The organism is Alishewanella sp. d11, assembly GCF_049390205.1.
Taxonomy (GTDB): Bacteria; Pseudomonadota; Gammaproteobacteria; order Enterobacterales; family Alteromonadaceae; genus Alishewanella.
In genome coordinates this window covers 2,614,685-2,640,352 of record NZ_CP186547.1, presented here as the reverse complement: position 1 = coordinate 2,640,352, position 25,668 = coordinate 2,614,685, and the positions used below count along the sequence as shown (strand labels likewise).

Sequence of the window (25,668 nt, the reverse complement as noted above, 5' to 3'; positions counted from 1 at the left end):
CCTGGGTAAAGATGATTGTAACACTGCATCTTCTGCCTTTTTGCTCCTGACATGTCTGTCAGGAGCTTTTTTCACACTAAATCAATAAATTAATTATGAATTCTCTAAGATTCTTTATCTGTCTATCGTTGCTAATTAGCGTACTTACGAACAAGGTTGCGGCGTTAACAAACCCACCAACCAATATCCAATCCACACAAGAACAATGGCTAAGTGACATTATTTCTCTGAGCGAAACAATATCCCGTAAATTGGAATTACCCCCTGTGCGCCAAGCAGATATTGAAAGCGAACTTAGCTTATTAAGGTATTTCTCGTATTCCTATCCTCCTACGCAGTTAGATAGTTCTGCCACAATAAAACTTGCTGATATGCTGCTTCAACTTTCTGAGCATCCAGAGTTCTATGCCGATAATGAAAAAAGCTGGCGCTGGCAAGAGCAATTTAGCGTACTTTCCTATCGATATCCGGTATTTAAACATCAGGGTTCAGCCCTACTGAATGTATTAAGCCTGATAAGTAAACAACTGCCATCTGAGCAATTAGCGGCACAGTATGCTTGGTGGGAGTCTATAAGGGCTAAAGCGTTTTTACAGGTAGAGGCCCGACGAAACAAAGAAATACAAGATACCTTGCTAGGATCAGAATGGCCGCTACAATTATTAGCACTTATTCCCCAGGCTGCTGACTGGCAAATTGAACATTTGTTGTGGGTGTTAGCCTATCATCACTATTTACTTGCTACAGACAGTAAAGCGCAATTTGATCAACAAGTACAAGCTGCATTACTGGCTCACCCCACCTTAATCATGCGCACAAAACAAGAGCTTTTCAGCTGGCGTTATTTAAATAACTCTTTCCGGGTTAAAGATCATTGTCTACGTGAGTTTCAGGAATGGTGCGTACTACCTGAAATCGATCAAGCCTTACCAAATCAGTTTACATGTCATCCCGGCTTGGTTATTCGCTTTCGGAGCATCACACCACCGCAACTTAAACAGTTATGCACAAAGATGATTGCACAGGAAGATCATTTTCATACCCTGCTAAAGACCAATAAAGAACCTGTTGCTAATGACCTGAACCGACGGCTTGAGGTCATTATTTTTGATGATTACAGCGATTATAATTTGTACGGTGCTCTGCATTTTAATATTCATACCAATAATGGCGGTATGTACATCGAAGGCACACCCAGCGATCCGGAAAATCAGGCTCGCTTTTTTGCCTTTCAGCAATTTTGGCAAACGGAACCCTTTGCGGTATGGAACCTTGAGCACGAATATATTCATTACCTGGATGGCCGCTATGCCAGCTACGGTCCTTTTGGGCATTTCCCAAGCCATAAAGTTTGGTGGTCAGAAGGGCTGGCTGAACTTATATCAACAGCAGTTGACAATCCACAAGCGCTGCGTTTACTCATGGCAACAGCAGAGGCTGACATTCCGACTTTACAACACATTTTTGCCGCAAGTTATGATGATGGCCTTGATCTCACCTATCGTTGGTCTTACTTAGCATGGCGCTTTTTACAAAGCGAGTTACCAGCAAGCATTCCGGCACTAGCTCAAACACTGCGTACCGATTTTTTTTCGGGGTATTTGAGGCTGTTAGATCAACTTGCCAGTATGCATAACAAAGACTTTATCCAGTTTTTAAAAACACTGCGAAATAATCATACGCTAGCGACAACAGAAGAAAGCTCTCCAATCCTTGGCCGCTATCTGTATCGTAGCTATCTGCAACCCGCTCATTTACCCATAAATAAGCAACACTATCACCGCTTAACCCATAATCCAAACGATAAGGAACAAGCTCAATGAATCAAAATAGTTTTGCCAAAACAGATCTTTGGGGGCATCCCAAAGGGCTTTTTTTACTGTTTGGTACCGAAATGTGGGAACGCTTCTCCTACTATGCCATGCGAGCGCTGCTGGTGCTTTATCTGGTCGACCGGGTACAAACTCAGGGCGGCGGTATGGGTTGGGATCATGCCAGTGCCTTAGAACTGTATGGCACTTTTACCATGTTAGTGTATGTTACGCCCTTGCTTGGCGGCTGGCTGGCTGATCATGTTACAGGGCAACGATTGGCAATAATCATTGGCAGCATATTAATGGCGATCGGCCAGTTTAGTTTGGCACTACCTCATCATTGGTTAGCGGGTTACGAATTATCTGCATTTTACATTGGCTTAGGTTTCTTGGTTGCCGGGAATGGATTATTCAAACCCAATATCTCGACTATGGTGGGAGATTTGTACCAGCCAGGGGATAATAGACGTGATGGTGCTTTTACCGTTTTTTATCTTGGGGTAAATCTGGGTATGTTTTTGGCCGGTATTTCCGTGGGGCTATTAATTGACCAGCTTGGTTACACACTGGAGCTTGATGGCGAGATTATCCATGTCCGAAACTATCAGGCCGGCTTTTTAGTAGCGGGCATAGGTATGCTGATTGCTCTGACTCTTCAACTAGCATTAGCAAGACGTTTTTTAGGTGATATCGGCATTGAGCCTGCAGCCAAACGAGAAAAACGCCTGCAGCAAAGCGAAAGAACAGCCCCCTTAACTAAGCAAGAAGTAGATCGTTTAAAAGTTATTTTAATCATGGGTTTTTTTACGATCATTTTTTGGGCTGGCTTTGAGCAAGCTGGAGGATTGATGAATATTTATGCAGACCGCTTCGTCGACAGAACTATCGGGAATTTAGAGTTAAACCCAGCTTATTTTCAGTCACTCAATCCTTTATTTATTATGATTTTTGCCCCAATTTTTGCCATGTTATGGCACAAGTTAGGCAAGCATGATCCAAACTCTCCAACTAAATTTGCGCTGGGATTATTTTTACTCAGTATAGGCTTTTTAATGATGGTAGGTGCCACCTTACAGTACAGCAATAGCGAACAGTCTAGTATGTGGTGGCTAGTACTGGCCTATTTATTTTTCACACTAGGTGAATTGTGTCTCTCTCCTATTGGGCTTGCCTTAGTAACACGCTTATCGCCCTTGAGAATGGCATCATTGATGATGGGAGCTTGGTATTTTTTCATGGCCGGAGCAAATAAATTAGCCGGTTTAATTGGTGCGATGATTGGTTCTGGCGATGCACAAACTGAAGAGCAGATGGTGGCGAATGCTTTTAGTATTTTTAGCGGCTTTGCTATTGCTGCATTTGCTACAGCGATAATCTTATATCTACTTGCTGATAAGCTTGTGTTTTGGATGCACAAAAAAGAATAATTCCCTAATTTAGTTAGATTATAAATCTACTTTATATTGTATTTATATGTAAAAAAAATCTGAAAGATCAAATTGTATACAAAATAATATATACATAAACTAATACTGTCATACCCGACATTAAAAAACTAAAAGAGACACACCATGACAACACCAAAAACACCTACAATACTGAAACTCAACGCTATCGCTCTGAGCATGCTGATGGCTAGTGCTGCCGCATACGCAAGTGATAGACCAGCACCTATGGCACAAAATAGCCAAACGCAAGCAACACAGTCGGTTATTAAAGCTCCGGTAGAACCAGTACCTGATGCACTGAGAAATCCAGTTCAAAGTTTTTATGAAGCTCATTCTGCGAGACAACTACAAAATAGCACCATTGCCAGCGTTGAAGCAGGCCCAATGAATGCCATAAGCTGTAGCAGCGTTTATGCTGGGTATGGAAATAGAACAGGCCAAGAATTGGTTGATCATATCCTTAATAATCCCGCGAATTGTATTGACGCACTGTTTAATGGTGATAGCACAGCTATTGCAGCATTCCAAGCAAATAACATGCTGACTGTTGCTAATGCAGCTGCAAATATGGCGCGCTCATACAATCCCAATAACACGAATAGTGAAACTATTGGTAAGCTATACTATTTTTTAAGAGCTGGTTATTACGTTCAATATTATAACTCCAGTGCCATTCCTAATTATCCAACTTGGGTGCAAACTGCTGTGCGATCAGCTTTGGATAACTTATTCGCTAACAATTTTTTCTATACAAATTCAGAAGTTCATGCCAGAAACATCCAAGACGCTATTACCCTTATTGATAGTGCAGGTGAAAATACCCGTTATCTTTATGTGGTAAAAGAGTGGCTGCAAAGGTGGGACAGAAATATGGCAAACGGCTGGAATATGCGTTCAGCTGTTAATGGTATTTTTACAGTGTTATTCCGAGGCCATTACGACACCAGTTTTGTACAGGCCGCAACCAATGATAATGTTTTAATGCAGCGTTTAGGTAACTTTGCAACAGCCGACTGGATGCTGGACACCGGTGCATCTTTTATGCAAGAGAACGCAGCAGCAGAACTTGCTCGTTTTTTGCAGTACCGAAATAGCCCAACTGATTCAACTGTAGTCAGTGATGTGAATAGAATTCTTAGTCAATATAGTATGAACGGCAGAGGCGCTGGCGTATGGCTTAAAGCGGCATCTACCGTCGATTTTTATGGGCGTTGTGTAGAGTTCTCTATCTGTGGTTTTAAAGAACAGCTAGAGCAACAGGTATTAAGTATCAGGCATTCTTGTAATTCTAGCTTAAAGTTTCGCGTTCAGGATATGAATACAACTGAATTAAGTGATTCTTGTCAGTCTCTCGTCTCACAAGAGAATTACTTTCACTCATTTTTACGCACTAATAGACAACCGGTTGCAGACGATCTGAACTCTACTTTAGAAATGGTCGTTTTTGACAGCAGTAACGACTATGGTCAATATGCAGGCTTATTTTTTGGTATTGATACCAATAATGGTGGCATGTATCTAGAAGGAGAACCTTCAAGGCCCGGCAACCAAGCTCGGTTTATAGCGTACGAAGCCGAATGGTTAAGACCAGACTTCGTCATTTGGAACCTTACCCACGAAATGGTACATTACTTAGATGGCCGCTTTAATCTTAAAGGTAACTTTGCAGATGCGCGTGTTGGCACGCATAAAACAGTTTGGTGGATTGAAGGACTGGCTGAGTATGTTTCAAAAAAGAACCGTAACGATCACGCTATAAATCTAGGGAGATCGCGCAGCGTTAGTTTAAGTCAAATTTTTTCAAACACTTATATGAGTGGTACTGAACGTATTTATCATTGGGGTTATCTCGCTGTGCGTTTTATGTTTGAAAGAAAGCCTGAAAAAGTTAACGAGCTTTTAGCACATTTTAGAACAGGTAATTACGATGACTATCTTGCTGCAATTAATGCCATTGGCACAAGCTATGACAGCGAATTTAGCTCTTGGCTTAACACAGTGCAAAGTAATGATAGTGAGCCTGTGGTGACATTACCCAGCCCGGGTAATCCGGTAGATCCTGTTGAGCCTCCAACAAGTGATAAGTTGGTTAATGGCCAAGCAAAAACCAACTTAAATGCAGCAAGAAGTGAATGGTTACATTACTATATTGACGTACCGGCAGGGCAAAATAAATTAACCGTTACTCAATCAGGTGGAACCGGCGATGGCGACTTGTATGTCAGATTTGGTCAAGAGCCTACAAACAGCCAATATGATTGCAGACCTTACCGCAGTGGCAATAACGAAAGCTGCGAATTTGATTCGCCAGCTGCTGGTCGCTGGTATGTTTCAACCAATGCTTATAGAGCATTTCAAAATTTAACCATCACCGCCACTTATACCGGCAATACCACTACACCGGTAGATCCTTCAGATCCAATAAGCTGCGAAAACCCAGTAAGCTATGTGCAGCTTGCTGAAGGGAATGAGTATTGTGTAGCAGCAGCTAGCAATAATGATTACACCTATTTTTACCTTTACAACTCTGTTGCAAATACGCAATACACATTCAATCTACAAGGGCAAGATTCAGGTAATGCTGACCTCTATTTTAGTAACTCAACTTGGCCGACAGCTACTAATTACCAGCAAAAATCGACTAATGCACAAAGTGCAGAGTCGATAACTACGGCACCATTACCTGTAGGTTGGGCTTACATCAGTGTTCATGCTAATCCAGAGCGGCCAACTACAAAATTAACGGTTTCTGCAACCAGCGCTGGAGTTACACCACCTAACGCTTGCGCGACTCAGGGGCCAGTAAGTTATGTGCAATTACAGGCCAATAACCAATATTGCATTGCCTCGTCAGCTACGGATGATTACACCTATTTCTATCTGTACAATGATCAAGCTAATGCAAGTTATACGTTCAACCTTTATGGCACAGGTTCTGGCAATGCTGATCTATATTTAAGTACCAGTGTATGGCCAACAGCTCAACATCACCAACTACGCTCTCGTCAAGAGGGTAGTAATGAGTCAATTACCACACCAGCTTTACCATTAGGTTGGGTATATATTGCTGTGCATGCAAACGGCAGTAGACCTGAAACGACACTTGCTGTAACACGCAATTAATCATTGAAATGGTGTAAGGAGCTTATGCTGCTTACACCATTAATTATGATAACTAATTTGCGACACCGAAATCATAGCAATATGGGGAGAAGAAGAATTTTGATTGTTGAAATTGCTTTACAAACAGAATTTGAGTCAAGTGTCTCTGAGTTGGATACTTTGTTATACAAAGCAAAAGAGAACGGCAGAAACTGTGCATATGGCAGAGTACTAAACAATAACAAAATTATTAAGGTTACGACTTACAGCCAAGCCAATAACACTTCAGTTACAACACTATAAGAGCATCAAATAGTACCATTTTTAATCAAAACCTCAATAATCTCATGGGCAGCGCTTAGAATGTGTTGTTCAAGAAGAGCACAGGCTGAATTGATCTCGCGGTTACGGCAATAATCTAATAAAGCTAAATGTTCTGGATCAGCCTTAGATACTCCACCGGCAAGCAAAAGATGAAAACGCACAAAACGATCGGAGTTAATCATCAAATTACTGATTAGTTCCATTGTTTTGTTTCTACCCGCTGGTCGATACAACGCTAAGTGAAACTCCTTATTTAAGTCACTCCATGAACCCATGTGTTGCTTTGAAGAAAAAGCAACATTTAATTGAAGCCTGAGCGAGTCTGCAGTTTCAAGATCTTTATCGGTTAAAAGTGGAATGGAACGACGCAATAAATCAGTTTCGAGTAAGGCTCTTAACTCAAACAATTCCTGAATTTGTTCTACCGATAATTGCGTAGCAGTAGCACCTTTATGAGCTTCAAACTCTACTAAGCCCTCTGCCTCCAGCTGCAATAAAGCCTCTCGCACAGGAATGCGACTCACATTTAGCTCTTCAGCCAGTGCCGCCTGTCTCAATGGCTCTCCCGCTTTAATTTGCCCAGTAAGAATCTTTTTTCTTATTTCCTCAACAACAACTTGAGTACGAGTTTTGTATTCAACTGCCATATCTTCTCCATTTGCTTCAAGCAAAAACTCTGGCGAGTATATCAAATTGAGAATTTGTTGCAGATGTATTTATAAGCAAACCGCGCCTCAGTTTTATGGTATATTGTATACTATTTTCACAAAAAGGAGGGGCAATGAGATTACTTAAACTTCAGCAATATTTAACTATGCATCATGCATTACTTATTTCTGAACCAGCGAACATCCGCTACCTATGTGGCTTCACCGGCTCAGCAGGGAGCTTGCTTCTAACAAAGGAAGCTATATTTCTTATTACAGATTACCGTTATACTGCCACTGCTACAGAAGAATGCACAGGTCAGCCTTTACACATCATTTGTCGGGATCGCGCTAATGAATCTCTTGCCGAGTGTATTGGCCGCCTAACTATAACGAGTAAGACACTCTTTATAGAGCCAAACCACCTTACTATTGCACTTTTTCAAGAGCTAACCGATACCTTAACTCAGTTTAATATTTTAAACATACCCAACTGGCTGGCCGAAATGCGCGCTTGCAAGGATGAAACCGAACTGGCTGCCACCCGACAGGCGGTGCAGATTGCCGAGCAGGCCCTTGCCTGGTGGCTGCCCCAGGTGCAGCCTGGCATGACAGAAGCCAGTCTGGCTACATTACTGGAAGAGAAGCTGTTTGCCCTTGGTGCCGAGGCTCTGTCGTTTCCCACCATCTTACTGTCTGGACCACGCTCTGCGCTGCCGCATGGCAAACCCTCCAAACGACAACTACAGCGCGGAGATTTTCTGCTGCTAGATTTTGGCGCTGTAGTAGCCGGCTACCGCTCTGACATTACCCGAACATACTTTATTGGCGAGGCCTCAGAGCGTCAGCGCGCTTTTTATCAGGCGGTGCTGCAGGCGCAACAGGCCGCTCTGGCAGTGGCAGGCCCCGGTGTCAGCGGCCATGCCGTCAATGCAGCAGCACAGCAGGTGTTGCAGGCTTCTGGTTTTGGTGAATATGCCGGCGAAGGCATTGGCCATGGCACTGGTCTGGTGCTGCACGAATACCCGCTGATGCGTGAAGGCTGCGAGGTAGCTTTGCAGCCAGGCATGGTGGTTACCATAGAGCCCGGCTTGTACCAGGATGACTTTGGTGGTGTGCGTATCGAAGACGACATTCTGATTACCAGCAGCGGCATCGAAATCCTGACCAAAAGCCCAAAGGAGTTAACCATTCTATGCGCATAATTTCAGCCGAAACCATTCATCAGACTATGACCTTTCCGTCCCTAATCGCCGCCATCCGTCAAAGCTTCGCCGGCCAGTTTGGCATGCCACCACGCCAGGTACTGCCGTTGCAGCCAGGCAAACCCGAAGCCTTTGCCCTCTTACCTGCTTGGGATGAAAACGTAATTGGCTGTAAGCTGTTTACCTATTTTCCGGATAATCCAAGCCAGAGCAAAGATCGGCTGTACGCCAATATCCTGCTGTTTAGCCGCCAAAGTGGCGAGCCTTTGGCCCTGCTTGATGGCATCAGCATTACCTTGTGGCGCACCGCGGCGATTTCGGCACTGGCCGCGTCTTACCTTGCCAATCCCGCCGCCCGTACTCTGGTGCTGTTTGGCACTGGCCGGCTGGCACCTTATCTGGTGAGGGCCTATGCCAGTATCCGGCCGCTTGAAAGGGTGTATCTTATCGGACGGGATAGCGTCAAAGCAGAGCAACTGGCGGTTTCCTTGCAACAGGAGCTGCAGGCAGAGTATCCAGATTTACGCATCGAGTCAGCAAAGTGCTCGGCCACTGTGCTGCAAAGCGCCGATATCATCTGCTGCGCCACAGCGGCTACCGAGCCGCTGTTCCCGGCCCATTGGGTGCAACCAGGCACCTTGGTGGATGCGCTTGGTAACCACCATGCCGATTGCAGTGAAATTGATACCCAGCTGGTGGTTGATGGCACTTTGTATTTGGATAGCCGCATCAATTGCCTGAATGAAGCCGGTGAAGTGCTGCTGCCGCTGCAGGCAGGGCGTATCGGCGGGCAGCATATTCAAGGCGAACTAGCGGATTTATGCCGTGCCGATCAGCTGTGCTGGCAGGCCGATCGAGTTCATGTCTTTAAAGCCGTTGGCACCGCGCTGGCTGATTTGGCGGCAGCGCGGATGATCCAAAGCTTTAACTGCTAGTCGTTTCATTCAAAGGGCACGCCTTAGCGTGCCTGGTTCCAATCCGGCGTAGCAGCACCTTGCAGGTGCCGTATAAAGAAATCAAACTGCCGGCGCTGCACATAACGGATAGGTCCACCTGAGCGCCCAACATTGTGCTCGCCACCCGGTACGATGAGCAAATCAAAGTCTTTCTCGGCTCGGATCAGCGCATCCACCAGTTGCATGGTAGAGGCAGGGTCTACATTACTGTCCTGCTCACCGTTGATAATCAACAGTTGCCCTTGAAGCAAGTGTGCCTGCTCTACCACCGATGAAGCGGCATACTGCGGTCCCACCGGATAGCCTAACCACTGCTCATTCCAGCTGATTTTATCCATCCGGTTATCGTAACAACCGGCATAAGCCACACCGACCCGGTAAAAATCCGGGTGAAACAGCAAAGCAGCGACCGTGCTCTGACCGCCAGCCGACGCGCCGTAAATGCCAACTCCTCCTTTAAGGCTATACCAAGGAAAGCGGTTTGCCGCCGCTTGATGCCAACGCTTTCGATCAGTAAAACCTGAATCAACTAAATCTTGCCAGGCCACATCGTGAAAAGCCTTGGAGCGGTTGGAAGTGCCCATACCATCGATTTGCACCACAATAAACCCCAGATCCGCCAGCGCCTGCATACCAATGACTTTATCGCCACTGGAATGAAACCCAAAAGGCCAAAAGCTCTTGGGCACAAAGCTGTCGTGAGGGCCGGCGTAGATATTTTCAATCACCGGGTAGCTTTTTTCCGGATCAAAATTTTGCGGTTTGACGATCAAGCCCCAGACATCAGTGACTCCATCCCGTCCTTTGGCGACAAAAGGTTGTGGCGGCCGAAAGCCAGCAGCTGTAAGCCGGCTAATGTCTGCCTGAGCCAGAGTACGGATTAAAGCCCCATCACTGCTTTGGCGCAGCTCTGCTACATAGGGTAAATCCACCCGAGAATAGCGCACAATATAGTGTTTGTGATCCGGAGAAAGTACGACGTCATGATGGGCATTGCGTTCTGTCAGTGCTGTCAGATTACTACCATCCAGCTCCACCCGAAACAGGTGCTCGTAGTAGGGATCCTGCTCTGGATAATAGCCGCTGGCGGTAAACCAGATCTGGCGAGCGTTTTCATCAACCGCCAGCACCTGACGCACCCGCCAGTTGCCACTGGTCAGTTGCTGTAGCTGCTTGCCACTCCTGTCCGTACGGTACAAATGCGCCCAGCCATCGCGCTCCGATAGCCAGACCACGCCCTGCTCCCCCTGCTGCAATGGCTGATGAAAGGCCGCCCATAAATTAACAAAGGTGGTGCTGTTTTCCGTGACCAAAGCAGTTACTTTCGCGGTTGCAGCGTCGACATGGATTATTCGCATTCGCTGATGACCACGCTCGGTGTAGCGAAAGGTAAAAGCACTACTATCCTGCTGCCAGGCCAGCTGATCAATCCGGTAGGGATTGGCGAAGAGCGTATTTTCAATTGGCGTTATGGTTTTTGCTTGCAGCTTTACCAGCACCGGCTGATCAATATCCACTGCATCACCTGGCTTAGGGTACAGCTGCTGAATGACCTTTGGCTCCAGTTGATCCTCGGGTGCAGTCAATACCCGGGTGACATAGCGGGCTGTACCAGGCTGCACCCTTACCAACAGCAACGCTGAGCTATCCGGTGCCCAGCGGATGGAATCAACATCGTAAAAATGATCAGCATACCCATCGTCAGTACTTAGCAGCAGTTGACCAGCACTATCCAGCACCTGCAGGTTGTGGTCGTGGATGATAGCTTGAAAGCGGCCATCCGGGGAGCGCACCGGCATGGTGCTGGTGACTACTTGCCGATCCCTTACTACCCCAAAGGCTTTACTTGGCATAGCTAAACTTAATTCCGTGCACAAAGAACGTTTTAGTTCACAGCGCCAGAGTTTATTATGTGCCTGAAATTGAATTGCGGTCTCAAAATCAAGATACTGAAAATAAGCAAAAGGTAAATCAAGTGGCGTTATCGGTTCAGCCAATGCCAAAGACAATCCCTCTGCAATGACTTGATGGTTAAAAGCTAACTCTGTTTTACCAGATGAAAGTTGTTGGCGATAAAATTGAAAACCACCTTCTACACTCAATTTATAATGAAAGCTCTTGGCGTCTTCACTCCAACTTGGTGCTTGCAATAGATCTCGGGTAAGAGGTAACCACATTGCCCTTAGATCTAAGGATTTCTCAATTCTAACTCTATTATCTGCAGTATTTGCTATTGAACTCGTTACTAAAAGGCTAATTACTAATGTTATTTTCCACAACATGCTAACTCCACTTGTTGTTGTAAAACGTAGCTTGATGAGGCAATTATTACAGTATACTGTATGCAATTTCAACAATAAATGAATATACAACATGCTCAAATAACAACCAGTAAAAGAGTGCAAATGAACGTAAACAAGAGATTATTTGAAACCATCTTTAACAGGAAAAACGCTAAATCACTGTTTTAATTAAAATTAAAAATTAATGTAAATAAGGTATGTTCTTGCAAAAGAACTGTGATGAGAGTAACTTGTACAATATAAATTAAGAGATATAAGACATGAATTACCAAACTGTAACACAGCACCACCATCATATCACCTAGCCTTCCGGCTTAGGCGGAGGGCTATTGTCTTGGCCTCCGGTGGACTTTGTTACAACTAACCCCGCAGGCCAAGGCCACGGGGTTTTTGTTTTTTAAATGATTAGTTTTTCGGGAGTTACCAATGAGTCCGGCCATTGAAAGTAAAAGATTACGTATCGGCATGCAAAAATCAGGGCGTTTATCTACAGAGTCACAAGCCTTACTAACCAGTTGCGGCCTGAAAATTAACCTGCGCGAGCAGCGGCTGATTGCGCATGTCGAAAATATGCCAATTGATATCCTGCGGGTACGTGATGACGATATTCCTGGTTTAGTCATGGATGGTGTCTGCGATCTGGGCATTATTGGCGAGAATGTGCTAGAAGAAGTATCACTACAGCGGCAGATTGACAATGAATCGGCCGAATATGAAATATTAGCAAGACTCGATTTTGGCGGCTGCCGGTTATCTATTGCAGTACCACAGGAAGAGGAATACCTGGGTGCCAGCAGCTTGGAAGGCAAAACTATCGCCACCACCTACCCACGCTTATTAACCCGTTATTTAAAGCAGCAAGGCGTTAATGCCCGCGTAGTCATGTTAACAGGCTCGGTGGAGGTTGCCCCGCGCGCGGGTCTGGCCGATGCCATTTGCGATCTGGTATCAACCGGTGCCACCTTAGAAGCCAATGGTTTAAAAGAAGCCGAAGTGATTTACCGCAGCAAAGCCGTGCTTATTCAGCGCAAAGGTTTAAGCGATGTACAGCACTTAAAGCTGATTAATAAGCTGATGCCGCGCATTCAAGGCGTAATGCAAGCGAATGAAAGCAAATACATTATGCTGCACGCACCACGCGCTAAACTCGACGAGGTAATTGCGCTGCTGCCTGGTGCGGAAAACCCCACCTTACTGCCATTAGTCGGCAATGATGCCATGGTCGCTATTCATGTCGTTAGCAGTGAAACGCTGTTTTGGGAAACCATGGAACAATTAAAACAACTGGGCGCCAGTTCAATCTTAGTATTACCTATCGAAAAGATGATGGAGTAAAGCATGCAACGCTTTAACTGGAGTCAACTTGATCGCGCTGGCCAGCAAGCGGCGCTGGCCAGACCGGCGCTAGCCGATTCAGCTGATTTAGCGGCTAACGTCAAAGCGATTATCGCCAAAGTCAGAGCAGAAGGCGATGCCGCACTACAGCAGTTTAGCCAGCAATTTGATGGATTGACCGACAATCCGCTGCGCTTAAGTGAGGCTGAACAACAGCGCTTACTGGGTTTGCTGCAACCAGAGCGCAAAGCCGCTATCGAATTGGCTTATGACAATATTCGTAAGTTTCACGCAGCGCAGTTACCGCGTGATATTGAAGTTGAAACCAGCCTAGGGGTGATTTGCCAGCTAAAAAGCCGCCCGATCGGTAGCGTAGGCTTATATATTCCTGGCGGCAGTGCCCCCTTACCTTCTACGGTATTAATGTTAGGCGTACCCGCCCAGTTAGCCGGTTGTCCGCGCGCGGTGTTAGTCACGCCACCAGGTAAACCAGCAGCAATTGATATTGCGCCTGAAATTATCTATGCCGCTAACCTCTGTGGTATTAGCGAGATTTATACCATTGGTGGCGCTCAGGCGATTGCAGCATTGGCGTACGGCACAGCAAGTATTGCCAAAGTCGATAAAATTTTTGGTCCAGGCAATCGCTATGTGACGGAAGCCAAACAGCAAGTTAGCCAAGATGCCAAAGGTGCGCAAATTGATATGCCGGCAGGCCCCTCTGAAGTGCTGGTGTTAGCCGATGCTGAAGCCAATCCAGCCTTTGTTGCTGCTGATTTATTATCGCAAGCGGAGCACGGCCCAGATTCACAGGTGATCTTAGTCAGCGATAGCAGTAGCTTGTTGGATAATGTCGAAATTCAACTCGCTGCACAATTAGCGGCCTTACCGCGTAAAGCTATTGCTGTGCAGGCTTTAGCGCATAGCCGAGCAATTTTAACCGCAGATCTTGCTACAGCGGTGGCAGTAACCAATGCCTATGCGCCCGAGCATTTAATCGTACAAACGCGCGATGCCAGTGCGCTTACCGAGCAATTTGATAGCGCCGCCAGTATTTTTGTGGGTGCTTGGACGCCAGAATCGGCCGGCGATTATGCCAGTGGCACGAACCATGTGTTGCCGACTTACGGCTATAGCCGCACCGTGTCCAGTTTATCACTAACGGATTTTTACCGTCGCTTTACCGTGCAGCAGTTATCAGCACAAGGTATGCGCAATATTGGCCCAGCCATTGTTACACTTGCTGAAGCGGAAAGCTTAGAAGCCCATGCCAATGCGGTGCGACTGCGTTTAGCTGCGCTAGAGAAAACTGGTCAGAACGCAGCAAATGACTAAGGCAAGCGACTAAGGTTATTAGTCGGGCCAATATTAAGAAAACGAATAAACAAGGTTGAGGTTTGTAATGACAACTGCCAATAACGCCAACAGCACCAACAACAGCGTAAATACGCTGGCTAGGCAACTGGTGCAAGACATAGTGCCTTATGCCTCTGCCCGCAGCAGTATGAGTGGCGGCGCAGTCTGGCTTAATGCTAACGAAAATGCGCTAGCCCCTGCTTATCAGTTAGAGGATTGCTTTAACCGCTATCCGTCATGTCAGCCAAAAGCGGTGATTGACGCTTATGCCGCTTATGCCGGTTTGACAGCAGAACAGGTGTTGGTTAGCCGCGGTGCCGATGAAGGTATCGAGCTGCTGATCCGTAGCTTTTGCGAGCCCAAACAAGATAGTATTACGATTTGCCCGCCGACTTATGGCATGTATGCCATTAGTGCCGAAAGCAATCAAACTGCGGTAACGAAAGTGCTGTTAAAAGACAGCGAACGCTTGGATTTACCGGGTATTTTCGCTACCCACCCTAAACTGGTGTTTATTTGTAGCCCGAATAACCCTACAGGCGATTTGATCCCGCGCGAAGATATTATTGCCGTACTGGAGCACTTTAAAGACAAGGCACTGGTAGTGGTAGATGAAGCCTATATTGAATTCGCGCCCTCAGCCTCCGTAGTGCCGCTGCTTAGCCGTTACCCACATTTGGTCGTGTTACGTACGTTATCCAAAGCCTTTGGCTTGGCAGGGTTACGCTGTGGTTTTACGCTGGCCTCGGCCGATATTATCAATGCCCTGAAAAAGATGATTGCGCCCTATCCCATCGCCGAACCGGTGGCACAAATTGCTGCTCAGGCACTTTCGGCAAAGGGCATCGCGCAAATGCAGCAAAGCGTGGCGATCATTAATCAATTGCGTAACGACTTTAGCACCTTTGCCTCACAGCTCTCGGGCATTATAAAAATTTGGCCCAGTAATGCCAACTATGTGCTGTTACAAGTGAGTAATGCCGCCGACTGTGTGCAGGCATTAATCAGCGAAGGGATCTTAATACGCAATCAATCCAGCCAGTTAGGCTTAACCGAAGTGGTGCGAGTGTCCATTGGTAATCCGGATGAGATGCAGCGTTTACAGCAAGCCATGTTAACCTATTTTTCCACGACGAAGAGAGCAAGCGCATGAGTGGCCAACCTATTTTATTTATCGACCGCGACGGCACCATGGTGGAAGAGCCACCAATCGACAAACAGCTGGATAGCTTGGAAAAGCTGGCCTATGAACCGGGCTTGGTCCCTGCGCTGTTAAAGCTGCAGGCCGCCGGTTATCGCTTGGTGATGGTAACCAATCAGGACGGCTTGGGCACCAGCAGCTTTCCACGTGACACCTTTGATGCGCCACATAACAAGATGATGCAACTGCTCACCTCGCAAGGCATCGTTTTTGATGATGTACTGATTTGTCCGCACTTTGACAGTGATAACTGCAGCTGCCGCAAGCCCAAACTAGGCTTAGTCAAAGACTACCTGCAACAAGGCAAAATTGATTTTACCAATTCCTATGTGATTGGCGACCGCTTAACCGATGTGCAATTAGCTGAAAATATGGGCTTGCCGTCGTTTCAGTACAATCGCGATACCTTAGGCTGGGCCGAAATCACCAAGCGTTTGTTAAGCCGCGGGCGTAAAGCAACGGTGCGCCGCACCACCCGCGAAACCGATATTGAAATCAGCGTTGATTTGGATAACAGCGGTAATAATTTCTTTGGTACTGGCGTCGGCTTTTTTGATCATATGCTGGAGCAAATTGCCACCCACGGCGGCTTTTCGCTGCAAGTAAAAGTCACAGGTGATTACCATATTGACGATCACCACAGTGTCGAAGATACCGCCTTAGCACTAGGTCAGGCGCTAAAACAAGCTTTAGGTAATAAGCGCGGTATTAACCGTTTTGGCTTTGTGCTGCCGATGGATGAGTGTCGCGCTGAGTGTGTACTGGATTTATCGGGCCGCCCGCTGTTTGTGTTTAATGGCGAGCTGGGCGATGGCGCAGTCGGTGGTTTAACACTGGAAATGGTTCCGCACTTTTTCCGCTCGTTAAGCGATGCCATGTTAATGTCGCTGCATCTAAGTATTACCGAAGGCAATAAACACCATAAAGTAGAAGGCCTGTTCAAAGCCTTTGGCCGAGCCTTACGCCAAGCGATTACGGTAAGTGGTGAAGCCTTACCCAGCTCCAAAGGAGTGCTGTAATGGCGGAACTGGTTATTGTCGATACGGGTTGCGCCAATATCAGCTCGGTGTATTTTGCGGTAAAGCGCCTCGGTACTGAGCCGGTGATTAGCCGCGACGCCAACGTGATCAAAGCGGCTAACCGGGTGATAGTACCTGGCGTTGGGAGTGCCAAAGCCGCTATGGCGAACTTGGCCGAGCGCGAGTTGATTTTCACCTTACAAGGCTTAACCCAGCCGGTGTTAGGCATTTGTTTGGGCATGCAAATGCTCACTGCCCATAGCATGGAAGGCGATGTTGCCTGTTTAGGCTTAATCCCAGGCGAAGTCGCGCCACTGAATGCAGCAGGTTTACGCTTACCGCATATGGGCTGGAATACGCTACATAGCATCAGCAGCCACCCTATTATGCAAGGCTTTACCGAACAAGATTACCTGTATTTTGTGCATAGCTTTGCGGTAGTGCCGAGCCAATATAGCTTAGCGCAGTGCCATTATGGTTCAGATTTCGCCGCAGTGATTGGCAAAGATAACGTTGCCGGTGCCCAGTTTCACCCAGAGCGTTCAGGCAAGGTCGGTGCGCGGTTATTACAAAACTTTTTGGAGTGGCAGCTGTGATTATCCCAGCGATAGATTTAATTGATGGCAAGGTCGTGCGTCTATATCAGGGCGCTTATGATAAAACCACCGAATACGAGTTCAGTCCGCTAAGCCTGCGCGATCGTTATGCCGCAGCCGGTTCACCGATTTTGCATGTGGTCGACTTATCTGGCGCGAAAGATGCCAGTAAGCGGCAACTTAGCTTACTCACCGAGCTAATGACTAACTCCCCTTTACAGATCCAGGTCGGTGGTGGCGTGCGCAGCGAGCAAGATGTGAAAGACTTACTGGCCGCCGGTGCCAGTCGGGTGGTGATTGGCAGTTTAGCCATTCGTGAACCGGAGCTGGTGCAGAGCTGGATCAAGCAGTATGGTGGCGATCGTATTGTGCTGGCATTGGACGTGGCCATTAATGCGCAAGGCGAAAAAACCTTACCGAGCCATGGCTGGATTGAAGACTCGGGTGTGACACTGGAGCAAGTGCTCGATGGCTATATCGCAGCCGGTGCTAAACATGTATTGTGCACCGATATTAGCAAAGATGGCACCCTAAGCGGCTCCAATGTGGCGCTATACCGCGAACTGTGCAGTAATTACCCGCAACTAGCCTGGCAAGCCTCGGGCGGTATTGGTGCGCTTAGTGATATTCAGGCTCTAATTGGCTCTGGCGTATCAGGTGTGATTTTAGGTCGCTCGCTATTGGAAGGTAAATTTTCGCTTGAGGAGGCCATAGCATGCTGGCAAAACGGTTAATTCCCTGTTTAGATGTCCGCGATGGCAAGGTGGTGAAAGGCGTACAGTTTCGTAACCACGAAATTATTGGCGATATAGTGCCACTGGCGCGACGCTATGCCGAAGCCGGTGCCGATGAGTTAGTGTTTTATGATATTACCGCTTCCAGCGATGGCCGTGTGGTGGATAAAAGCTGGGTTCGGCGTATTGCCGAAGTCATCGATATTCCCTTTTGTGTCGCTGGCGGTATTAAATCGGTCGCCGATGCCGGCAAGATTTTAGAAATGGGCGCCGATAAGGTATCGATCAATAGCCCGGCGTTGAGTAATCCGCAACTTATTGCCGATTTAAATGCTACCTTTGGCCAGCAATGCGTGGTGATTGGCATCGACAGCTTTTTTGATGTCGCTTCTGGCCAGTATCAGGTATACCAATTTACCGGTGATGAAACGCGCACCCAAAAAACCCAGTGGCTAACGCGGGATTGGGTAAGCGAGGTACAACGTTTGGGCGCAGGTGAAATTGTGCTGAACTGTATGAATCAGGATGGTGTGCGTCAGGGCTATGATATTGCCCAGCTGAAAACCATTCGGGATCTGTGCAAGGTACCCCTTATTGCCAGTGGTGGTGCCGGCACCATGCAACACTTTACTGAGGTGTTTCAGCAAGCCGATATGGATGGTGCCTTAGCCGCCAGTGTGTTTCATAAGGGTATTATTCAGATTAGCGAGCTAAAAGCGAAGTTAATTGCGGATGGGATTAGTATTCGGCCCTAACATCGTCGTTATAAGCTTCGAACACGCAAGCGCTACGAACATTTTTTCTGAGGTACGCCGTGAATCCGTCCCTGGAGGCTCGATTGTAAATGTCATCCATGACATTTACCCCATGGAGGGGCCAGCGAAGCTGTCCAAATTCGTTCCAGACGAATTTGTCAGGCCATCCATGGCCTCCAACGGTCACAGAAAGAAGTATCGAAGCGCTTGCTCAGTGCAGCAGCTAAATTAGACGTCCTGGGCGCAACACCAACACAACTTAGCAAAGCGTATACGGCACAGATGCTGGACAAACATATTCGTCAGAAACGAATTTAAACATTGCTCGCGCTGGCCCGAAGGGTAAACTTCAGGATGAAGTTTATAACCCTACAGGGATGTATTCACGGCGTCTTTGCGTGTAGTGTCGGTGTTGCGCACACTCACTTTTGAGAGTTCAATATGAATCTACAACAAATCAACCAGCTAAGCTGGCCCGACACCCAACTGCTACCGGCGATAGTGCAGCATGCCATCTCCGGTAAAGTATTAATGCAAGGTTATATGAACCCGGCAGCACTGCAGCATACGCTGGATAGCGGCAATGTCACTTTTTTTAGTCGCAGTAAACAACGCTTATGGACTAAAGGCGAAAGCTCTGGCCATACCTTAAAGTTAGTCAGCATTGACAGTGATTGCGATGCCGACAGCTTGCTGGTACTGGCCATGCCGCAAGGCCCTACTTGCCATGTCGGTACCGAAACCTGCTGGCACGATAATAGCGCTAACAGCCCGCAATTGGCGTTCTTATATGATTTAGAGCAGGTCATTCAAAGCCGCGAAGGGGCTGATCCGAAAAGTAGCTATACCGCTAGCCTATTCGCCAAAGGCGTAAAACGGATTGCCCAAAAAGTCGGTGAAGAAGGCGTTGAATCGGCACTTGCTGCAATGGCGGGTGATCGAGAAGAACTCGCCAATGAAGCGGCTGATTTGATGTTCCATTTATTGGTGTTATTACGCAGCCAACAACTAGAGCTGAATGATGTAATTAAGGTACTCCAACAACGGCACCAATAATTATTAGACTTGCAACTAGGGTGCTGGTTAACGCAACCTCAATGCTACCGTCAATAAAAAACCGCCAAACGGCGGTTTTTTTAACAGGTAACAATAAAGACTAGGTTTCGAACTTACTACTAATTTTTTGTAGTGAGCCCGCTAAGCCTTGGAGTTCAGTAGCAATACCGCCCACATCTTGCTGTACCGCTTTTGAACTACTAAATGATGAGATCATCTTATCCGTATTATGAACAATTTGTTCCGCAACCATCGTTTGCTCTTCTGTTGCAGCCGCGATCTGAGCATTAAGTAAACTGATCTGTTGTACTTCACTACTAATCTGTTCAATGGAGGTACCCGCATCTGCAGCCAACGAAGCGGAGTGCGCTGAATTATCAACGGCTTGCTGCATAATACTGACAGCCTTGCTAACATTTTGCGTTAACTCGCCGACAACTCGCTGAACTTCCACTACAGACTGTGCCGTTTTAGTAGAAAGATTACGCACTTCATCAGCAACTACCGAAAAACCGCGCCCATGCTCACCCGCTCGAGCCGCTTCAATGGCAGCATTAAGTGCTAATAAGTTAGTTTGATCAGCTATCGCATTTATACTGCTAAGAATTTGTGTAACATTTTTAGTTTTTTCAGCAAGTTCAGTAATAACAGACTGCGCTTGAGAAATTTCAGCAGATAATCCCTTGGAAAAACTCACTGCATTACTGGTTTTATCAAAACCTTGTTTAGCTAAATGACTGGCTTTTTCCGCAGACTGAGCAGCATCACTAGCAGACTGACTAATATCTTTTACCGATAATTGCATTTCTGCCATGCTTTGACTAACCGTCTCAGAATCATGACTTTGTTCGGCAGTCATCTCTTCTAAGTTTTTCATACCTGAAGATAAATAGTTAGCGCTTTTAGTTAGCGGATCTATTGCTCTCGCTAGCTCATTAAAGGATCCCTGCAGCATTTGAATAAACGTATTAAATTCAAGAGCAACCTTGCCCAATTCATCATCACTATTTACTGGTAAGCGACTGGCCAAATTGCCTTTGCCACTGGCTAATTCAGCTAAAGAAGACCCCAAAGTTTTTGCAGAAGCACTGATTTTGTATGCGATTAAATGCCCCAAACCGGCAGTGAGAAGTAACAAAACTCCTCCCAATAACAAAATTACGGTTAAGGCCGTCTCAGAATTGTCTGATACATCGGAAATCGTTCTAGCAAAACGTTCGTCAGCTTGCTTTTCAAACTTAAGAAAATCTGCAGATAAGGCTTCATATAACGCAGTCTTATTAGCAACCTGCTGTTGAATAACGTCAAAATCTACATTGCCGTCAATAAAGCGCTGCGCTATGTCAGAGGAAAGCTCTGCATAACGATTGGTGTCAGTCGATAATTGCCGTAAAGTAGCAGACCATTCTGGATTCAAGGTGGTTAGCCTAGCCAAAGTATCTGCAATCCGTACCTGATTTTGCTTAGCTGTTGCTAAGATATCGGGATCAGAAAGTGTCACCGCCTGAGTAAAAAACTCGTCTAGAGAAACAAACCCGGTCCGGACTTGTGAAGATAACTTAGCTGTTTCATACATAAAATCTTGCATTTTTTCAGTTGCTGCGTTGTTTTTCAGTGTGAAGAAAATACTCACTCCGACCACAGCAGAAAATGCGACAACAGCTAAAGCAATAACTAACCAAATTTTTACAATAATGGACAAACTTTTCATAAGATACCTCTAGCCCGGCAACCACGTTGCCGGGTATTGGTTTAGTTAATCGTATGCACTACTTTTACAGCGTCCGTTACTTTGTCAGCGCTGACATAGCCAATGGCCTGTGGATTCTTTGCCACAAACTCCAGCACTGCATCCTCGGTGGGCAACTCAGCAGGTGGAGTGCCTTTACCTGTGAACACCAGCTTTGACCAGTGCGCTTTAAGTTGTGCAGACGTTCTACCAACGCCTTTTTCATCAAACTGTGCCCTTAGTGGAACTGACTCAGCCAGATTAACGGCATTAAACGCATTGGAACGACCAGTGTAAATACGCACTATTTCATCTGCATTAACACTATTGCTATTAGCCGGATTAACAATAACCACAATATTTGCTAATGCTGAAAATGAGCATAGCATAACGGCACCTAAAATCATGTTCTTTAACATAACGACTCCTTAAAACACTAAATCGATACCAACAGCGATTAAACCTGAGCGCACTCCACTGGTGTTATTGTCTTCAGAAGAGTACTGCACTTTAAAAGCCGCTGCAGGATGAAAATCATAACGAGCACCGATATTCCAAGTTTTAGCATCACGTTCTTGCGTTCGCACTAAACCTTGCACAGGAAGCAATAACTGTGGAGGAAGTACCGTTTGAAAAGGTTGAAAAATGTCGTCACGACTATCGTTATCTTCAACTTCATAAGAAACATAAGGTGTGAAGCTACCAAAGCGCTTCCCTAGAGAGACATAATAATTGTTTTGATCGGCAATAAAACTATCATCAACTTCAACTTTGGTAATTTCTGCTACTGCAATCCAATCGCCATTGTCATAGGTCACGCCAAAACCAAGAAAAGCGCCCTTTTCTTCTTGAATATCAATATCACCAACTAAATTGCTTAAGCCAAGTCCATTTAGGTTAGTAAACAAATTGGCAACAGTAAAACCAGGCGCAATTGACGCAGACTCTGCCGCAATGGTTACTTTACCAATTAAATATGCAAAACGAGCGCTAAGATTACCTTGCGCTACTTCCCATGATAAGCCAAGAATATTATTTATTTCAGAATCAACCTCTAAACCACTGACTGTAGCTTTACCATCATAAGCACCTGCAACCACTTGCAAAGTTGATTCAATTGCACCGTACTGGGCCGTACGATAAAAAGACAGACCTTCTATATTATCAAATCCTAAACCATATACCCCTTGAGGTACACGTAACCAGTCATAGGCATACCCCACATCTTTGAAATCTGAAAACTTATAAAATGGCGTTCTTAAGCGACCAGCATTGATGTGCATATTATCGGCAAGTTGGTAAGTTAAAAATGCCCATTCAAACCCTACATCAAAATCTTTGCTGCCTCTACCGACTAACTGTCCAGTTATAGAGAGTTTTTCACCTAAATCTGATTTGACCTGTAATGCAAACAAACTTTCATTTTTAAAATCGAGATTATCATCGTAACCATAAAGAGGCTTGTCTTTACTGGTGGCCATACCACCTTTAATTGACGCAAAACCATTGATCGATACGTCAGCTGAAACCGAACCAGCAGCAAAACAACTTAGCAACGCAAGTACTAACACCTTTTTTTTCATATCTACCTCGTTCTACATAAATCATTATTAATATTTTTAAGGCTCTAGACCAAATATACGCCAAATTTTGAACAAATCTAAATCACGTTGTCTAAGTTTAGCATAATAAAAATTTTATTCACTCATCTTTAAGACATTTGAGACATCTTTTCATTAGGAAATACTTAATTCTTTTATTTGAGCTTTTTTGTAACGAAAAATGACTCGCTATTGACATTTAGATGCCCTGCCAACGACTATAGGTACAGGCGACATTGCCAAACAACTACCTCTAAATAAGATAAAGCCAATTATGAAAAAATCTCTTATTATGCTGGCATTTACCAGCACCCTTGCCATTGCCGATGAAGGCATGTGGATGCCTCAACAGCTTCCTGAAATCGCCCAGCAACTTAAAGCCGCTGGACTAGAACTTGACCCCGCTAACCTTACCAAACTTACCGAATTCCCTATGGCAGCAATTGTTAGCCTAGGTGGCTGCTCGGCTTCCTTTGTCTCGCCACAAGGTTTAGTAGCGACCAATCATCACTGTGTTTATAACAGCATAGCTCACAACTCAACAGCAGCTAATGATTTATTAAAAAATGGTTTTTTAGCCTCGAGCTTTGCTGAAGAAGTTCCCGCAGCACCTGGAAGTCGCATTTTTGTGACTAAGGCAGTGGATAATGTTACCGCACAAGTGATTGATGCTAAAACAGCCAAACTGTCGGGCAAACAACGTGTTGATGCTATTGAAGCGAATCAAAAAGCCATTGTTGCCGCATGTGAGCAAGATATTGGTTATCGCTGTACGGTCGCCGCGTATTACGGCAGTTTAGAGTACTATTTAATTAAACAACTCGAAATTAAAGATGTACGCTTAGTGCACGCGCCAGCAGAAGGTGTGGGTAAATTTGGTGGCGATACCGATAACTGGATGTGGCCGCGACATACCGGTGATTATAGTTTCTTACGAGCTTATGTTAGCCCTGAAGGTAAATCAGCCGATTACCACGTCGATAATGTTCCTTACACACCTGACTTTCACTTAACGCTGGCAAAAGAAGGCTTAAAAGAAGGAGATTTTGTGATGGCGCTGGGCTACCCAGGCCGCACAAATCGCCATCGCTTACCCTCAGAAGTGGCCCATACTTTTAATTGGAGTTATCCAGAAACGGTAACCTATTTAGCTGAAATATTAGAAATTATTGGCAGAGAAACAGCAAATGACCGAGATGCTGCACTGAAATATGCCAGCCGCGTCGCGGGTTTAAATAATGTTCTGAAAAATCGTAATGGGATGCTAGAGAGTTACGCTAATAGCGACTTTTTAGCGCGCAAACAGGCCGAACATAAAGCGCTTACCGACTGGGTAAACAGTAATAGCGCCAGTAAAAAAGCCTATGCTAAAGATTTAGCTAATATCGAAAAGCTCTTACAAGAACAGCAACAACTCGGTCGTGATAACTACCTACTCGGCAATGCTACCCCGCGTTTACTTGGCACCGCCAGAACGCTTTATCGCTTAGCGCAAGAGCAAACTAAAGTCGATACTGCACGTAAAGCCGGATTTCAAGAGCGCGATTTACCGCGTTTTCGCGCTTTTGTTGCTGGGATGGATCGCTCATTCGACGTGAACGTAGAAAAAGCGTTGGATCTGCATAATCTTGCAAAGTATGCAGCTTTACCAAGAAAACAACGAAATGCGGCTTTTGATAAAGCCTTAGGCATTAAAGATGGTATGGATCAAGCAGCGCTAAGTGCGTTAATTGAGAGTTGGTATCAAGCAACGCAACTAACCGACATAGCAAAACGTACCGCCTTATTAGAAAGTACACCCGCGCAATTTAAGGCAAGCAATGATCCTTTTATCAAAGCCGCTATAGCCTTATTCGAGAGCGATATGCAGCGTGAGGCCGAACAAGAAGAATTAGCAGGAAAAATTCAGCAAGCCTATGCCAGTTATATGCGTGCCAAGATGGCCTTTATGAAATCGCAAGGCAAGGCCGTTTATCCTGATGCCAACAGTACCTTGCGCGTAACTTATGGAAATGTCAAAGGCCGCGCGCATGGCAATGAAGATGGCAATGCCTGGAGCGCTTTTACAACCTTAAGGGGTATTACAGCCAAGGCGACGGGTGAAGGTGAATTTAACGCACCACAAAACCAACTTGATGCGATCAAGGCTAAAAATTATGGCCCTTACGCCGTTGAAAGTATGAACTCTGTGCCGGTAAATTATTTAGCCACGCTAGATATCACAGGCGGCAACTCTGGCTCGGCTATTCTGAATAGCAAAGGTGAGTTTGTTGGCTTAGCCTTTGATGGCACCTTAGATTCTATTATCTCTGATTGGGATTATAACCCTGACAATACCCGATCAATTCAGGTCGATTTACGCTTTATGCTATGGCAAATGCAAATGGTTGACAAAGCAGATAATTTACTAAAAGAGTTAGGTGTACTCTAAGGTTAATACCAAGCTTTTAACCTTATTACACTAAGCTTACTTGCAGCCACTTAGCC

The 25,668-nt window shown here is 45.7% G+C and carries 19 protein-coding genes; 14 read left to right on the top strand and 5 right to left on the bottom strand.

Annotation, left to right across the window (positions count from 1 at the left end):
- Positions 1-95: 95 nt before the first annotated feature.
- From ACO1PK_RS12075 to ACO1PK_RS12065, 3 genes are all read left to right on the top strand, one after another.
- Positions 96-1,823 (top strand): collagenase, encoded by a 1,728-nt coding sequence (locus ACO1PK_RS12075; RefSeq protein ID WP_423185870.1) that lies wholly within the window; start codon positions 96-98, stop codon positions 1,821-1,823.
- Positions 1,820-3,241, top strand: coding sequence for a peptide MFS transporter (locus tag ACO1PK_RS12070; RefSeq protein WP_423185869.1), 1,422 nt, complete (start codon positions 1,820-1,822; stop codon positions 3,239-3,241). Before ACO1PK_RS12075 ends, ACO1PK_RS12070 begins: the two co-directional genes overlap by 4 nt.
- A gap of 144 nt (positions 3,242-3,385) precedes the next feature.
- Complete coding sequence (locus ACO1PK_RS12065) at positions 3,386-6,385, top strand: collagenase (RefSeq protein ID WP_423185868.1); 3,000 nt, start codon at positions 3,386-3,388, stop codon at positions 6,383-6,385.
- A 287-nt stretch (positions 6,386-6,672) separates the two neighbouring features.
- Here ACO1PK_RS12065 and ACO1PK_RS12060 read toward each other — a convergent pair whose 3' ends face one another.
- Complete coding sequence (locus ACO1PK_RS12060; RefSeq protein WP_423185867.1) at positions 6,673-7,335, bottom strand: GntR family transcriptional regulator; 663 nt, start codon at positions 7,333-7,335, stop codon at positions 6,673-6,675.
- Between the two features lie 134 nt (positions 7,336-7,469).
- On the opposite strand from ACO1PK_RS12060, the gene ACO1PK_RS12055 reads away from it, so the two are divergent.
- Both ACO1PK_RS12055 and ACO1PK_RS12050 read left to right on the top strand, forming a co-directional pair.
- Positions 7,470-8,540, top strand: a complete 1,071-nt coding sequence (locus ACO1PK_RS12055; RefSeq protein ID WP_423185866.1) for a M24 family metallopeptidase — start codon at positions 7,470-7,472, stop codon at positions 8,538-8,540.
- Complete coding sequence (locus tag ACO1PK_RS12050) at positions 8,531-9,475, top strand: ornithine cyclodeaminase family protein (RefSeq protein ID WP_423185865.1); 945 nt, start codon at positions 8,531-8,533, stop codon at positions 9,473-9,475. The genes ACO1PK_RS12055 and ACO1PK_RS12050 overlap by 10 nt, the downstream gene beginning before the upstream one ends.
- Positions 9,476-9,498: 23 nt before the next feature.
- Here the strand turns inward: ACO1PK_RS12050 and ACO1PK_RS12045 are convergent, their stop codons facing one another.
- Complete coding sequence (locus tag ACO1PK_RS12045) at positions 9,499-11,673, bottom strand: DPP IV N-terminal domain-containing protein (protein ID WP_423185864.1); 2,175 nt, start codon at positions 11,671-11,673, stop codon at positions 9,499-9,501.
- A gap of 552 nt (positions 11,674-12,225) precedes the next feature.
- On the opposite strand from ACO1PK_RS12045, the gene hisG reads away from it, so the two are divergent.
- The 8 genes from hisG to hisIE all read left to right on the top strand — a co-directional run bounded on the left by hisG (position 12,226) and on the right by hisIE (position 19,851).
- The gene (gene hisG, locus ACO1PK_RS12040; RefSeq protein WP_423185863.1) at positions 12,226-13,134 is read left to right on the top strand and encodes an ATP phosphoribosyltransferase; all 909 of its coding nucleotides are present in this window, start codon (positions 12,226-12,228) and stop codon (positions 13,132-13,134) included.
- Positions 13,135-13,137: 3 nt separating this feature from the next.
- A complete protein-coding gene (hisD, locus tag ACO1PK_RS12035; RefSeq protein ID WP_423185862.1) occupies positions 13,138-14,469 on the top strand; it encodes a histidinol dehydrogenase in 1,332 nt (443 codons plus the stop codon).
- 67 nt (positions 14,470-14,536) lie between these two features.
- Positions 14,537-15,643: a histidinol-phosphate transaminase gene (hisC, locus tag ACO1PK_RS12030; protein ID WP_423185861.1), complete on the top strand. Its 1,107-nt coding sequence runs from the start codon at positions 14,537-14,539 to the stop codon at positions 15,641-15,643.
- Positions 15,640-16,710, top strand: coding sequence for a bifunctional histidinol-phosphatase/imidazoleglycerol-phosphate dehydratase HisB (hisB, locus tag ACO1PK_RS12025; protein ID WP_423185860.1), 1,071 nt, complete (start codon positions 15,640-15,642; stop codon positions 16,708-16,710). Before hisC ends, hisB begins: the two co-directional genes overlap by 4 nt.
- Positions 16,710-17,306: an imidazole glycerol phosphate synthase subunit HisH gene (hisH, locus tag ACO1PK_RS12020; protein WP_423185859.1), complete on the top strand. Its 597-nt coding sequence runs from the start codon at positions 16,710-16,712 to the stop codon at positions 17,304-17,306. The genes hisB and hisH overlap by 1 nt, the downstream gene beginning before the upstream one ends.
- Entirely contained in the window at positions 17,303-18,040 is a 738-nt protein-coding gene (gene hisA / locus ACO1PK_RS12015; RefSeq protein ID WP_423185858.1) for a 1-(5-phosphoribosyl)-5-[(5-phosphoribosylamino)methylideneamino]imidazole-4-carboxamide isomerase, read from the top strand. Before hisH ends, hisA begins: the two co-directional genes overlap by 4 nt.
- The gene (gene hisF / locus ACO1PK_RS12010; RefSeq protein ID WP_423185857.1) at positions 18,022-18,795 is read left to right on the top strand and encodes an imidazole glycerol phosphate synthase subunit HisF; all 774 of its coding nucleotides are present in this window, start codon (positions 18,022-18,024) and stop codon (positions 18,793-18,795) included. The genes hisA and hisF overlap by 19 nt, the downstream gene beginning before the upstream one ends.
- 441 nt (positions 18,796-19,236) lie before the next feature.
- Positions 19,237-19,851, top strand: coding sequence for a bifunctional phosphoribosyl-AMP cyclohydrolase/phosphoribosyl-ATP diphosphatase HisIE (hisIE, locus tag ACO1PK_RS12005; protein WP_423185856.1), 615 nt, complete (start codon positions 19,237-19,239; stop codon positions 19,849-19,851).
- A gap of 100 nt (positions 19,852-19,951) precedes the next feature.
- Here hisIE and ACO1PK_RS12000 read toward each other — a convergent pair whose 3' ends face one another.
- Genes ACO1PK_RS12000 through ACO1PK_RS11990 form a run of 3 tightly spaced genes read right to left on the bottom strand, consistent with a single transcriptional unit; the run spans position 19,952 to position 23,163 of the window.
- Positions 19,952-21,562: a methyl-accepting chemotaxis protein gene (locus tag ACO1PK_RS12000; protein ID WP_423185855.1), complete on the bottom strand. Its 1,611-nt coding sequence runs from the start codon at positions 21,560-21,562 to the stop codon at positions 19,952-19,954.
- A gap of 41 nt (positions 21,563-21,603) precedes the next feature.
- Positions 21,604-21,999, bottom strand: a complete 396-nt coding sequence (locus ACO1PK_RS11995; protein ID WP_423185854.1) for a phosphate ABC transporter substrate-binding protein — start codon at positions 21,997-21,999, stop codon at positions 21,604-21,606.
- A gap of 9 nt (positions 22,000-22,008) precedes the next feature.
- Positions 22,009-23,163: a porin gene (locus ACO1PK_RS11990; protein WP_423185853.1), complete on the bottom strand. Its 1,155-nt coding sequence runs from the start codon at positions 23,161-23,163 to the stop codon at positions 22,009-22,011.
- 292 nt (positions 23,164-23,455) lie between these two features.
- Between ACO1PK_RS11990 and ACO1PK_RS11985 the strand changes: the two genes are divergently transcribed.
- Entirely contained in the window at positions 23,456-25,612 is a 2,157-nt protein-coding gene (locus ACO1PK_RS11985) for a S46 family peptidase (protein ID WP_423185852.1), read from the top strand.
- Positions 25,613-25,668: the final 56 nt, after the last annotated feature.